Source organism: Roseimarinus sediminis (genome assembly GCF_050433125.1).
Classification (GTDB): domain Bacteria; phylum Bacteroidota; class Bacteroidia; order Bacteroidales; family Prolixibacteraceae; genus Roseimarinus; species Roseimarinus sediminis.
Genome location: NZ_JBNPXV010000003.1, coordinates 141,149 through 155,405 on the forward strand (window position 1 = coordinate 141,149; position 14,257 = coordinate 155,405).

Genomic DNA, 14,257 nt, shown 5'->3' on the forward strand with positions numbered 1-14,257 from the left:
CATCACAATTTTAATGCGTGCCAATCTGCTGTTTAAAAACAAACGATTCATTGAATTGGCACAAGCTACAAAGTAAAAAAAATGAAGAAATACCTATTTGCAGGCATGCTAATGCTACTTGCAACATTTGCTTATGCCCAACAATTATCTGGTTATATTTTTGACGAGTCCCAAATGGCAGTTGAGGGTGTTAACATACAAAACACCAGCCAGTCAACTCATACACACTCTAATGAAGAAGGCTATTTTTCGTTGGAAAAAATACAGCCCGGAGACTCCCTGCTATTCAGCCACACCTCATTTAAAACAAAGAAGATAGCCATTGCAAAGGCCGACACCCTGCTTCGAATAATGCTAGTTCAGAAACGCTTATCAATTAAAGAAATAAGCATTTCACCTGCCTTAAACGCCCTCACGGTTTTTAGTGATATTGACTTGCGCACGAGTCCGGTAAATTCATCACAGGAAATCCTGAGAAAAGTACCGGGACTGATAATAGGACAACACGCCGGAGGAGGCAAGGCTGAGCAAATTTTTCTCCGTGGTTTTGATACCGATCATGGAACCGATATCAACATTACTGTTGATGGCTTGCCTGTTAACATGGTTTCACATGCTCATGGACAGGGATATGCCGACTTGCACTTCATCATCCCGGAGCTAATCGATGAAATCGACTATGGCAAAGGCCCTTACTATGCAGGCAAAGGTAACCTTACCACTGCTGCTTATGTTGCATTTAAAACAAAAGAGCGCCTTAATGAAAGCGAGATAAAAACTGAAATAGGCCGTTTTGGCACAGCCCGCACCTTAGGAACATTCAATTTGCTCAACACACAACAACAATCGGCTTATCTGGCTTCTGAGTTATTGCTAAGCAACGGGCACTTTGAAAGTTCTCAAAACTTTAGCAGAATCAACATGGCAGGAAGGTATACTGCACATTTTAATGACAACGACAAGCTTTCTGTTGGCCTCTCACTCTTCAGAAGCCAATGGGATGCATCGGGACAAATCCCCCAGCGGGCAGTCGACAGCGGGCTGATCAGTCGCTTTGGTGCGATCGACGATACGGAAGGTGGCTTCACCGGACGTAAGAACCTCAATATTCAATACAATCGTTACCTGAATGATCAAAACTGGATCACCACTCAAATTTATCATACTACCTATGATTTTGAGCTGTATTCTAATTTTACCTTCTTCCTGAATGACCCTGTAAATGGTGATCAGATCAAACAAAAGGAAGCCAGGAAAATATCCGGATTCGAAAGCATTATCAACCGTCATTACAACAATACAATGTACCAGATGGCCATTGGAATGCGTAATGACGAAATTAATGGAAGCGAGCTATCACATACCCTTCATCGAAAGCTTATACTTGATCGGTTAAGTCTGGGTAATGTAAACGAAACCAACATTTTCACATATTTAAATGTAGAATTCAAAAAGGAGCGATGGTTGATCAATCCTTCGCTAAGATTTGACTGGTTTAACTTCATCTACACCAACCATCTGGCAGAAAGTTACAGTACTGAATCGCTTAGCAAAACCATAGTAAGTCCAAAGATTAACGTACTGTACAACCAATCAAACAGCTTGCAATGGTACTTTAAGGCTGGAAAAGGCTTTCACAGCAATGACACCAGGGTAGTAATTGCCCAAGATGGTCAATCGATTTTACCAGCAGCTTATGGCACCGATCTCGGTTTTATCTGGAAACCTTTACCAGGCATCTTGTTAAACACTGCACTGTGGCAACTATTCATGGAACAGGAATTCATTTATGTAGGCGATGAAGGAGTGGTTGAAGCCGGGGGGCGTACCAGCCGGGCTGGTCTTGACTTTGGCTTCAGAATACAGCTGCACCCTTCGGTGTTCATACAAAATGATATCAACTATGCTTACGCACGCAGCATCGACGAAGCTGATGGAGAAAACTACATCCCGTTGGCTCCCGATCTGACCATGACCGGCGGAATTAATTACCTTCCGCAAGGTAACAAAGGCTTCTTTGGAAGTTTACATTACCGGATGATTAACAAACGCCCCGCCAACGAAGACTATTCAATTGTTGCAAAAGGATACACCATTGTCGATTTTAACGGCGGATATCAATGGAATAGAATAAGAGCCGGACTGATCGTCAATAATTTATTAAATAGTGAATGGAATGAAACTCAGTTTGCCACTGAAACCAGACTGGCCAATGAAAATGAAGCTGTAGAAGAAATACACTTTATTCCGGGAACTCCATTCTCATGGCGAATAAGTCTTAGTTATATTTTTTAAGCCGTAACAGAGCGAAAGCTTACCAGCCGCTTATTTTTTTCGTCCCACAACCTGAGTTGCAATGACTTGAGTGCGGAGAAAAAGGTAAGCGGTTTTTCAATATGAAAGTCGCTGTTCTCCTTGTAACATCTTTCGAGATAATAATTAGGAATACGCGGGCTTAAATGATGAATATGGTGAAAGCCAATATTTCCGGTAAACCATTGCAGTACCTTCGGTAACTTAAGAAAAGAGCTTCCCTCGAGTGCCATGGTCTTATAGTCCCATTCTTCGCTTCGGGCCCATTTCACATCTTCGTACTGATGCTGTACATAAAAGAGCCAGGTTCCGTGTACTGCAGCAATGTATAAAACCGGAATTTGAATCAGCAGATAAGGCACCAACCCGATCCATAAGGACATACCTACTACCATGCCAACCAGTGCAAGGGTTGAAAGATGGGTGTAGAGCTTTTCTTTCGCCGGCCTGTCGCGACGAGGAAAACGAAACAAAACGGTAAACAGGAAAAAAGGAGCAATGATCAGCAATACCACCGGATTGCGGTAAATACGGTACCAAATGCGCTGGCCCTTCGACATGTTCCGGTATTCTTCAACCGTGAGTGTTTTCACATCGCCCACTCCGCGTTTATCGAGGTTTCCAACCGTTTGATGGTGAATCATGTGATCGTGGTGCCATTTATGATAAGGAGTAAAAACAAGCAGACCAAAAGGTACACCCACTATTTTACTCAAACGGGTTGACTTAAAAAAGGAACCGTGACCGCAGTCGTGAAAAATAATAAAGATACGTACAAGGAAACCCGCAGCAAAGACGGCCAATAACAGGGTTAACCAGTAAGATACGGCCAGTGAATAATACATGGCCACCCATAATCCCAAATAAGGAACCAGGGAATTAATTACCTGCCACCAACTGCGGATGGCTTTAGGTTGGTTGTACTTTTGTACAATTTGCATCCAGGAGCGACTGTTGCTCCGGGTGTCTGAAACATTTTTATTCATTCTCTATTCTAATATTAATACCATAACCATCCACATAAACAACATGAAAAGCAGGCTAATGTTGAAAAAAGAATTAAAAACACAGCTATTTAGAAAAGTGATCATCAGCCTGTCCTTACAAATGATTCTTTTTCTGACGACTACTCATAGAAAACCCCGCCAAAGCTGGCAGGGTTTTAACAATATATATGCTAAATAATTCAGTCTTCCTGCTTCGAAAGTACTGCATCGCGCTCTTTCAGAAATTCTGAAAGGCGTTCGATGGGTGAACGCGTAATGGCAATTCGTCCTGAACGAATGAACTGCATAACTTTAAACTGATTCAGATCGTCGAAAAAGGCCTGTGTTTCGTCTTTATGACCTGTTTTTTCGATCACGGTGTATTCTTTGGTGATCTCCAGTATACGTGCGTTGTGTTTTCTGATCAAGCCTTCTATCTGGTCACTTTCAGTAAGCGCCTCTGTCGAAACCTTGTAAAGCGCCACCTCCTGATAAATCATTTCATCGTTGGTGTGATAAAAGGCCTTAAGTACCTCTACCTGCTTTTCAATTTGCTGAACAATTTTGGCCACCAGCTCCGGCGTTGTATTGATTACAATGGTAAATTTGCTGATGCCCTTAATTGCCGACTCACTAACCGTCAAACTCTCAATGTTCACTTTCCGGCGGGTAAAAACGATGGTGATGCGGTTAAGCATTCCAATGTGGTTTTCGGTAAATGCCGATATGATATATTCCTGTTTCATTATTTTTATTTTTAGTTGTTTGAATAAGCATACAATGCCGACTCATTCAATCTTTTATTTTCAACTCACTAAACAGATAAGCTCAAAAACCGCCTGCTAACTTTTTCAGGCTTTCGGCCTTTCGAGCAAAATTTCGGAAACACTGGCTCCGGTTGGCACCATGGGAAATACATTGTCTTCTTTTTCCACAAGTACTTCAAGCACATAAGGTCCGTCGGTTTGTATCATTTCTTCGATGGCTTGTTCGAGCTCGCTTCCTTTCACCACCCTTTGGGCTGGAATACCAAAAGCACCTGACAACTTGATAAAATCGGGGTTCACCAGTTCGGTAAACGAATAGCGTTTGTCGAAGAACAATTCCTGCCACTGGCGAACCATTCCCAGGAAATTGTTATTCAGGATGACCACCTTCACCGGAATTTTCTCCTGTGCGATGGTTCCCAGCTCCTGCATGGTCATCTGAAAGCCACCATCACCGATAAAGGTTACCACGGTACGATCGGGGGCGCCCATCTGAGCTCCTACCGCCGCAGGCAGGCCAAATCCCATGGTTCCCAATCCGCCTGAAGTTACAACACTGCGGCTCTTGTTAAATTTGAAATACCGGGCCGCCACCATTTGATGCTGACCCACATCGCTAACACAAACGGCATTGCCATTGGTTTTTTCTGAAACGATGCGTACCGCTTCTCCCATCGATATTTTTCCGTTATTCCGGTAAATATCGCGTTCGATCACTTTTTGGTATTCGATTTCGTAAAATTCCTTGAATCGATTGACCCAATCCGTGTGTTTGTTTTCCTTAACAAGAGGAAGGAGTTTTTTCAAAACCCTTCTGGCATCGCCCACAACGGGATACTTTGTATCTACAATCTTATTGATTTCGGCCGGATCGACTTCGATGTGCATGATGTCGGCCTGTTTGGCATAAGCATTTACTTTTCCGGTAACCCGGTCGTCGAAACGCATGCCCAAACCAATCAACAGATCACATTCGTTGGTCAGCAAATTAGGTCCATAGTTTCCGTGCATACCCAACATGCCCACGTTCAAGGGATGATCGGATGGAAGTGCCGAATTACCCAGAAGGGTCCAGGCAGCGGGTATGCCTGTTTTTTCGAGGAAGCTTTTCAATTCTTCTTCGGCCTGAGACAAAATTACTCCCTGACCAATCAGCAGGAAAGGTTTTTTTGCCGCATTGATGGCTTTGGCAGCAGCTTCAATCTGTTGATCATCCATGGGATGGTAAGGAATGTAGCTTCTTATTTTTGTACATTTTTTGTATTCGAAATCGATTTCAGCAAACTGAGCATCTTTGGCAATGTCGATAAGAACCGGGCCGGGACGTCCGCTGCGTGCGATATAAAATGCTTTGGCCATGACCTCGGGAATTTCTTCAGCATTGGTAATCTGGAAATTCCATTTGGTTACAGGCATGCTGATGCCTACTATGTCTGACTCCTGGAAGGCATCGGTTCCCAGCAGCGGTGAGGCTACCTGACCGGTAATACACACCAGGGGTGTTGAATCGATCATGGCATCGGCAATTCCGGTGATGAGGTTGGTGGCACCGGGCCCCGAAGTAGCCATACAAACACCTACTTTGCCAGTTACACGGGCATAGCCCTGCGCTGCATGTACAGCACCCTGTTCGTGGCGGGTTAATACGTGCTTCAGTTTTTCACGATGATCATACAAGGCATCGTACACCGGCATGATTGCTCCTCCCGGATATCCAAATATGGTTTTAACTCCCTCTTCTAACAAAGAGCGAATCAGTGCTTCTGATCCTGTTACTTTTTCAGCCATACTATTTAATTTTTCTTTGTTGTTAACAATTTTGTTTTAATCGATCATACGAACAGCTCCTTTATCGGCCGAGCTCACCATGCTGGCATAAGCCTTTAGTGCTTTACTCACTATGCGCTCACGTTGTGGCTGATAGGCTCCTTCTCCCCTGGCTTCTTCTTTGATTCGCCGGGCAGCCAATTCTTCGTCGCTGATCAGCACATTTATTTTTCGTGCCGGAATATCAATCTCGATGGGATCACCGTTTTGCACCAGGGCAATGGCACCTCCTGCGGCTGCTTCGGGCGAGACATGCCCGATCGACAGTCCCGAGGTTCCTCCTGAGAAACGTCCGTCGGTTACCAGGGCACAAGCCTTATCAAGGCGAACAGCCTTAATGTAAGAGGTAGGATACAACATCTCCTGCATGCCGGGACCACCCTTAGGGCCTTCGTACAGAATAAATACCACATCGCCGGCCTGCACCTCATCACCGAGTATGCCATTCACTGCTGCTTCCTGGGAATGAAAAACCTTTGCCTTTCCATTGAAACGGAACACCGAAGGATCAACTCCGGCAGTTTTGACGATGCAGCCGTCGCTGGCAATGTTGCCAAACAAAACGGCGAGTCCTCCTTCAAGGTTATAAGCATGTTCCAAACTACGGATACAGCCATTCTGGCGGTCGGTATCCGCTTCGGTATAATAGCTTTCCTGCGATCCCATCACCAGGTTGGGACGGTTGCCGGGTGCAGCCAGATAACGCTGGCGCGCCTTATCGCTAACTGTACTTCGCATGATGTCGAACTCATCGAGGGCCTCTGCCAAAGTCTTCATGTCGGCACGTTTCGTTGTTGTGTCGAGCAATCCGGCCCGGTCGAGTTCACCCAGTATTCCCATGATTCCACCTGCCCGGTTAACATCTTCCATGTGATAGCTCGAACTCGGTGCTACCTTACAAATGTTTGGAATTTTCCGCGACAGCTCATCGATGTCCTTCATGGTGAAATCAACTCCTGCTTCGTGGGCAATGGCCAATAAATGCAGAATGGTGTTGGTGCTGCCTCCCATGCCAATATCAAGTGTCATGGCATTCATAAAGGCTTCGCGTGTTGCAATCGATCGGGGCAATACATCGCTGTTGCCTTCAAAGTAATAGGCCTCGGTCATTTTAACGATGAGTTCGGCCGCTTCTTCAAAAAGTTCTTTGCGTTTGGCATGTGTGGCCACAATGGAACCATTTCCTGGGAGTGCCATACCGATGGCCTCTGCCAGGCTGTTCATTGAGTTGGCCGTAAATAATCCCGAACACGATCCACAGGTTGGACAAGCATTTTGTTCAACACGGGTAATCTCCTCTTCCGAAACTTCGTCATCAACAGCCAGCACCATGGCGTCCACCAGGTCGTATTTATTGTCATCGACTTTACCGGCTTCCATTGGACCACCCGAAACAAAGATGGCCGGAATATTCAAACGCATGGCAGCCATCAGCATTCCGGGTGTAATTTTATCACAGTTCGAAATACAAACCATGGCATCCACCTTGTGGGCATTGCACATGTATTCAACACTGTCGGCAATCAAATCGCGCGAAGGAAGTGAATACAGCATGCCGTCGTGCCCCATGGCAATTCCATCGTCGATGGCGATGGTGTTGAACTCAGCGGCAAAACAGCCTGTTGCTTCGATATGTTTTTTCAGGGTCTGACCTACCTGATGCAGGTGAGCATGCCCGGGAACCATTTGGGTAAACGAGTTCACAACAGCAATAATGGGTCGCTGAAAATGTTCTTCCTTCATTCCATTGGCACGCCATAAGGCACGGGCTCCGGCCATCCGGCGGCCCTGGGTTGTGGTTGCACTTCGTAATTTACTCATCGTTCAAAAATCTTTTATAAATAAAAAAACCATCCTCGCTGTGAGAATGGTTCATCAAATATTTTTTTTGCTTACATACAAACCATTCTCATTTCATCGAAATGACGACCACGAGTACGACTAGAATGGAAATGTTATGTATGGTTTGCATTTGCTATCAAATTATGGGAACAAATGTAGAAATAATATTCATATTTCAAAACCTGAAGAAAAGTGAAAAGCACATTTCACTATAAAAATCACAATTTTCACAGGTTTTATGTTTCATTTTAAAACAAAACAGTCGATTCGTTTAAAAAATACTTAGCTTCTTCATCAAATGAAATAAACATCATTTAAGGAAGAATTTAAGCTATTGATTGTAAAATTTTGCAAATTCACATCATCAATACAAGCGATTTTTAACTTTATAGCACAAAGAGCCAACCATGGAATTACTCAATAGCAGTGAACTGTTTCCCTCGCAACCCAGAATGAAATATTTTGGAGGAGCAGCCTTTGCCCGCTTCATGATGCATCTGTTGAGGATGAAGAAAGTGAACCGACTCTATACCGAGTTGGCCAAAGAAAGCGGAATCGATTTCATCGACAAGCTCATCGAAACACTTGAACTTAAATTCACTTTCGACGAGCAACAACTGCAGCGAATTCCTGAAACAGGTCCCTTTATCATCGTTGCCAACCATCCTTTTGGCGGGCTCGACGGGATCCTGATGATAAAAATCATCAGGATCGTAAGACCTGACCTGAAAATACTGGCCAATGACTTTCTACAAAAAATAAAACCCTTGAATGAATTTTTCATTGGTGTTGAAGGAGATGACAAAGATGAAGCACACGACAGTGCCTATGCCTTATCGGCCGCACATCTTGAAGCAGGAAGTGCACTGGGGATTTTCCCTGCCGGCGAGGTATCGGGTTACGATCAGTACTACAATGTGATGGATAAAACCTGGCAGTATCCGGTGATTAAACTGATAAAAAACACGTCGGTGCCGGTTGTTCCTTTTTATTTCAGTGGTTCAAATTCGCGTTTGTTTAACCTCCTGGGCATGATCAATCCACGGCTTAAGATGGCCAAACTTCCCTCAGAGTTTTTCAGCCGGAAGAAAAAAGAGATTAGCATCAGCATTGGCCATCCCATCCGAAAAAACGAAATCGCCCAATTCAGCGACATTCACCAGCTGGGACGCTTTCTCAGGGCCAAAACCTATTGTTTGGGAGCAAGCCGCCACCTGGAAGTCCGTAAGTTTTTCAAAACCAATCCCATTAAAAAGAAAACGAAGGTTGAAGCACTGGCCGTCGCCATTGAGCGGGATCTTTTGTTACAAGAACTGGAAAAAATTAAGGCAGACTATGCGCTTTTCAGTATTAAGAATTACACCGTTTATTGCGCTCCCACTCGAATGATCCCCAACTTTTTAAATGAAATTGGTCGTTTAAGGGAGATCACTTTTCGAGAGGTGGGCGAAGGAACCAATCATGCCACCGATATTGATGAATACGACTTGTACTATCATCAGCTTTTTATCTGGGACAATGAAGAAAGTTGTGTTGTTGGGGCTTATCGTCTGGGGCTGGGCAATGAAATCATTCAGCAATACGGCATTCATGGTTTCTACATTAAAAGTCTTTTCCGTATTAAACCTGCCATGAAGGAGGTATTGAGTCAGTCGATCGAACTGGGCCGTTCGTTTGTAATTAAAGCCTATCAGCGCCGGCCACTCCCCTTGTTCCTCCTGTGGAAAGGCATTCTCTATTTCCTTTTGAAAAACCCCGAATACCGTTACCTCACCGGGCCGGTTAGTATCAGCAACAATTATTCCGACGTTTCGAAGGACAGCATCATCAGGTTCATCACCGCCAATTATTTCAACCACCAACTGGCTCGTTACATCCGGCCTCGCAAAGCCTATCAGTTTATCAGTGAAGATGAAAACATCAACCTGCTTCTTGAAAATGCCGGCAGCGACCTGAATAAGTTCGACCGCATTATTGGCGACATCGACAAGGTAAACAATGGCATTCCCGTGCTATTAAAAAAATACCTGAGCCTGAATGCCAGTATACTGGCCTTTAATGTCGATCCAAATTTCAACAATTGCCTCGACGGACTTATCATTCTCGATATTTACGATGTACCTCAAAACACCATTGAATCGTTATCGAAGGAAGTAAACGACGGATCGATACTCGAACGTTTCTATTCAAGCAGGGAATTAAACAGAAAAGAAGAACAATAAGCGGAGCTGACCGTTATTCTACATAATGTAAACCATAAAAACAAGCAATATGGAAACACCCAAAATTGCAGCAAAACAACCGGCAGCCGTCGAGCTTGAACCGGGAAAATATTTCTGGTGTGCCTGCGGGCAAAGTAAAAACCAGCCTTTTTGTGATGGTTCACACAAGGGAACTGAATTTACACCGCTACCCTTCGAGGTAAGCGAAAAGAAAACCTACTATTTGTGCCAGTGCAAACACAGCAACAACAAACCCTATTGCGACGGCACGCACAAAACACTTTAAGAAAAAGTCAGTAAGAAGGAAGAAGTCATTGGTCAAAAAGAAGGAAAAAGTCATTAAGTCATTGGCCATTAAGAAGGAAAGAGTCATCGGTTACCGATCCTCCTATTTTCTTAAATGACTTAATGACTTTTTCCTAAATGACTTAATGACTTCTTCCTCATCAGGCTTCCCTGAAATATTCTTTGGAAGCACTGCAGATGGGACATTTAAAATCGTCGGGGATGTCTTCAAAGGGTGTTCCCGGAGGAATGCCCATACTGGGCTCTCCTACTTCGGGGTCGTAAGTATAACCGCAAATAATACAAACAAACTCCGACGCGGCACCACCTGCATCCTTTTCTTCCTCTTTTGAATCTTCTTCTTCTTTCAACAAATCGGGATCGATGTAGGTAGGTGCATTTTTGGGCGCCAGCATTTTGTAATGCTCGTGGTAGTATTCGTAGGTTAATGGCGGCTGATCATTTAGCTGTTCGGCATGTTTCACCTCACTCACAAAGAGAATGTGCGTACCACAGTCGACTTCGTTCAGTACCTCGCATTCGAAAGCAGCGATGCACGATTCGGTAACAACAGGAATACCCAGTTGACCGGTTTTGTGCTCATGTTTTGAGAACTTGTCGATGGCGCGGGTCGACTGAAAGCCGAAATCGCCAATTATAGAGGTGTCGAGGTCTTTCTGCAAAACCGAAAGCGAAAACTTACCACTTTTCTGAATCAGTTCGGTGGTGAAATTTTCCTTGTTACTGCTAATGGCAATGGTTGAAGGACTGGAGGTGACCTGGAAGGCTGTATTCCCGGCATAACCGGCTTTTTTCCCTTCAAACTCAGTGGCTATAATGTACAATCCGTACGATAACTTGTGGAATGATTTAAAATCGATCATATTAGTAACTAGCTGGTTAATGATTAAATTTTCAATTTCAGTTTACAAAATACAAATTTAAGTGCTTGAAACAGGCAATTTCAATCGACAAACTTTCAATTATTATTTTCTGTTTTGAGTAGACGACGACCCTTCGATCAAATCATCCAGGGCCGACTCAATTGTTGGAAAACTAAATTCAAAGCCTTCATTCAGGAGGCGTTCGGGATATACTTTTTCACCGTTGATCATGATGTTGGCAGCCGCTCCATATAAAATTTTCAGTGCCCAGGCAGGTACCGTAAATATACCCGGTTTATTCAGGCGTTGCAGCAATGTTTTGGTAAAGTACTGATTGCTCACCCAATGGGGCGCAACCATGTTGTAAATGCCCTTTGCCTGTTTATTTTCAATAAAAAACTGTACTGCAGCCACCAGGTCGTCGATATGTACAAAAGACATGGCCTGCTTTCCGGAAGCAATTTTGCCACCCAGCCCTCGTTTGAATAGCGGTAAGGTTTGCCTGAGCAGGCCTCCTTCGAGTCCCAGCACCACCCCGATCCGCATGTTCACCAGCCGGGTATTGCTGTTGTTCAACTGATTGGCTTCGTGTTCCCATTGCTGAACCACCTGTGACAAAAAACCGTCCCCTGTTTCATAATCGTTTTCGGTCATCACCTTCTCCCCCTTGTCGGGATAAATTCCAATAGCCGATGCCGAAATGAGCAGTCGCTGGCGCTTCGAATTCATGCCATTCAGAATTGAAACAAGCCGACGGGTAGTATTTACACGGCTATCGAGAATTGACTGTTTGTTTCGCGTGGTCCAGCGTTGAATCACCGAAGCACCGGCCAGGTTAATGATTACATCGGCCGACATAATGACCCGTTCCCATGCTTCGTCTGAGACATCGCGCTTTAAACTCATCCAGACGGTCTTTTCGGGCCATAGTCCTGCTCTTAATTTAGATGCGATAAATCCGGACGCACCGGTAATTGCTATATTCATGCTGCATGTATTTCTAGTTGAAACCACAAGTTAAAAAGATTGTTCTCAAAAAGGGCCAAGATTAATCAAATTGTACCCAATGAGAATAATCATCGTGAAAAAAACAATATTTTGGTTTTTTGATTCTTTTTTTACGAAATTGAGTGCATGTTAATGAAAGCAACTATTATAAATGCCACATAAGGCTCTTTTGTAAAACACACTAAGGTAAAAAAGTTAACAGGCACGATGAATAGCTAAGGCATTCATGCAAAACAATATTCGATTTTTATAATTGAAGATGCAAGAAGCAAAAAAATCCTTCACCCATATTGTGGATCAGTTCCACCGCTGGCAAATCAACCACCTGGGCACCAAAAGGCTCATTATCATGCTGAGCATTGTTGTTGGAATCACTGCCGGATTTGTTGCCGTCATTATCAAGAATGCCGTAAAGCTGATGGAACGCCTGATGAATTTTCTATTCAATGAAACCGTTCATCATTATCTCTATTTCATTTTTCCCCTTCTGGGTATTGCCATCACAGTTGTGTTCATCAGATACATCCTCCGGAAACCAGTCCGACCCGGGATTCCCAATGTTCTTTATGGCATTTCAAAACGAAAAGGATTTATTAGTCGTCACAACCTTTTTTCTTCCATTGTAACTTCAGCCATCACAGTGGGTTTTGGCGGATCGGTAGGACTGGAAGGCCCCACGGTATCAACTGCATCAGCCTATGGTTCTTTCATCAGTCGTTTTTTCCGCCTTGAATACAAATACGTGGTACTGATGCTGGCCTGTGCTTGTGCCGGATCGATGGCTGCCATCTTTAAGGCGCCCATTGCCGGAATTGTTTTTGCCGTTGAGGTTATTATGATCGATTTGACCACTTTCTCGCTGATCCCCTTACTGCTGGCTTCATCGGCAGCTGTGCTCACCTCGTATCTATTCCTTGGAATGGATGTACTCTATCCCTTTGAAGTAAAGAGTGCGTTTGCAATGAACGAACTTCCCTGGTACATTCTGCTGGGCCTGGTTTCAGGCCTGGTTTCGGTCTATTTCTCGAAAACCTATACCGGAATCATCCGGCGTTTTCAGAAACTAAAGAAGAAGAACACCCGTTTGTTGCTTGGCGGGCTCACCATCGGGGTCATCATTTTTGTTTTTCCCTCATTGTATGGCGAGGGTTATCATTCGATCAATCAGGGGCTGGCAGGCGACATGAGCTACCTTTTTCACAACAGCCCGTTTGAAACGCTGCCACACAATACCTTAATTATTATTGTTCTGCTGGCCTTCATTGTTTTTTTTAAAGCCCTTGCCACATCGCTTACGATTGGTGCAGGAGGCGTTGGCGGCATTTTTGCCCCCACCCTCTTCATGGGAGTAAATACAGGACTGCTGTTTGCAAGCCTGATGGTGTACCTGTTCGATGTAGCGATTAATGTCAACAATTTTGCCCTTATCGGTATGGCTGGACTCATCACCGGGGTGTTGCATGCTCCGCTTACCGGTATTTTTCTGATAGCTGATATATCGGGCGGGTACAAACTATTTGTTCCCCTGATGATTACTGCAACCTTTTCCTACCTCACCGTCAGGGCTTTCAATAAAAATTCGATTTATACCTCAGAGCTGGCACAGCGAAAACAACTTTTCACCCATCATAAAGACAAACAGGTATTATCGATCATGAATGTTCCGGAATTACTCGAAACAGATTTTGTAATTTTAAAAGCTTCTGATAAATTGCGCCAGCTTATTGAAGCCATCTCGGTATCGCATCGTAATCTGTTTCCAATAGTTGATGAGCAGGGTATGATGACCGGCATGCTGAAACTTGACGATGTTCGCCATCTGATTTTTAAGCATGAACTGTACGACAAGATAACACTTAAAGAACTGATGTACATGCCAGAGCACTGGATTTCACCCCGAGACTCGATGGACCAGGTGGTCAAAAAATTTGAAGAAAGCGGCCGTTTCACCCTGGCTGTTATTAAGGATGGAAAGTATCTCGGTTTTATATCACGAGCCAAGGTATTTACGAATTACCGGAAACATGTAGCACATTTTTCGCACGATTAATGCTAAAAAAAGATGGCATACAAAGGACATTGGACAATAGACATTAGACTATAGATATTAGAAAACAGACCAT

At 44.0% G+C, this 14,257-nt stretch carries 10 protein-coding genes; 4 read left to right on the forward strand and 6 right to left on the reverse strand.

Annotated features, from left to right (window positions below):
* Nucleotides 1–81 precede the first annotated feature (81 nt).
* On the forward strand, nucleotides 82–2,295 hold the full coding sequence (locus FHS86_RS05245; RefSeq protein WP_429411863.1) for a TonB-dependent receptor: 2,214 nt from the start codon (nucleotides 82–84) through the stop codon (nucleotides 2,293–2,295).
* On the opposite strand, the gene FHS86_RS05250 is transcribed toward FHS86_RS05245, so the two are convergent.
* The 4 genes from FHS86_RS05250 to ilvD form a co-directional block, all read right to left on the reverse strand.
* Nucleotides 2,292–3,299 (reverse strand): fatty acid desaturase, encoded by a 1,008-nt coding sequence (locus tag FHS86_RS05250; RefSeq protein ID WP_429411865.1) that lies wholly within the window; start codon nucleotides 3,297–3,299, stop codon nucleotides 2,292–2,294. The two genes, FHS86_RS05245 and FHS86_RS05250, sit on opposite strands and share 4 nt — an antisense overlap.
* Before the next feature lie 200 nt (nucleotides 3,300–3,499).
* Nucleotides 3,500–4,045, reverse strand: a complete 546-nt coding sequence (gene ilvN / locus FHS86_RS05255; protein ID WP_429411867.1) for an acetolactate synthase small subunit — start codon at nucleotides 4,043–4,045, stop codon at nucleotides 3,500–3,502.
* A 105-nt stretch (nucleotides 4,046–4,150) separates the two neighbouring features.
* Nucleotides 4,151–5,854 (reverse strand): biosynthetic-type acetolactate synthase large subunit, encoded by a 1,704-nt coding sequence (gene ilvB, locus FHS86_RS05260; RefSeq protein ID WP_429411869.1) that lies wholly within the window; start codon nucleotides 5,852–5,854, stop codon nucleotides 4,151–4,153.
* A 36-nt stretch (nucleotides 5,855–5,890) separates the two neighbouring features.
* Nucleotides 5,891–7,714, reverse strand: a complete 1,824-nt coding sequence (ilvD, locus tag FHS86_RS05265; protein ID WP_429411871.1) for a dihydroxy-acid dehydratase — start codon at nucleotides 7,712–7,714, stop codon at nucleotides 5,891–5,893.
* A gap of 428 nt (nucleotides 7,715–8,142) precedes the next feature.
* On the opposite strand from ilvD, the gene FHS86_RS05270 reads away from it, so the two are divergent.
* Entirely contained in the window at nucleotides 8,143–9,957 is a 1,815-nt protein-coding gene (locus tag FHS86_RS05270) for a lysophospholipid acyltransferase family protein (protein ID WP_429411873.1), read from the forward strand.
* Between the two features lie 49 nt (nucleotides 9,958–10,006).
* The gene (locus FHS86_RS05275) at nucleotides 10,007–10,243 is read left to right on the forward strand and encodes a CDGSH iron-sulfur domain-containing protein (protein ID WP_429411875.1); all 237 of its coding nucleotides are present in this window, start codon (nucleotides 10,007–10,009) and stop codon (nucleotides 10,241–10,243) included.
* Between the two features lie 160 nt (nucleotides 10,244–10,403).
* On the opposite strand, the gene FHS86_RS05280 is transcribed toward FHS86_RS05275, so the two are convergent.
* Both FHS86_RS05280 and FHS86_RS05285 read right to left on the reverse strand, forming a co-directional pair.
* On the reverse strand, nucleotides 10,404–11,126 hold the full coding sequence (locus FHS86_RS05280) for a flavin reductase (protein WP_429411877.1): 723 nt from the start codon (nucleotides 11,124–11,126) through the stop codon (nucleotides 10,404–10,406).
* A 102-nt stretch (nucleotides 11,127–11,228) separates the two neighbouring features.
* Nucleotides 11,229–12,113 (reverse strand): TIGR01777 family oxidoreductase, encoded by an 885-nt coding sequence (locus tag FHS86_RS05285; RefSeq protein ID WP_429411879.1) that lies wholly within the window; start codon nucleotides 12,111–12,113, stop codon nucleotides 11,229–11,231.
* 280 nt (nucleotides 12,114–12,393) lie between these two features.
* Between FHS86_RS05285 and FHS86_RS05290 the strand changes: the two genes are divergently transcribed.
* Nucleotides 12,394–14,184, forward strand: coding sequence for a chloride channel protein (locus tag FHS86_RS05290; RefSeq protein WP_429411881.1), 1,791 nt, complete (start codon nucleotides 12,394–12,396; stop codon nucleotides 14,182–14,184).
* Nucleotides 14,185–14,257 lie beyond the last annotated feature (73 nt).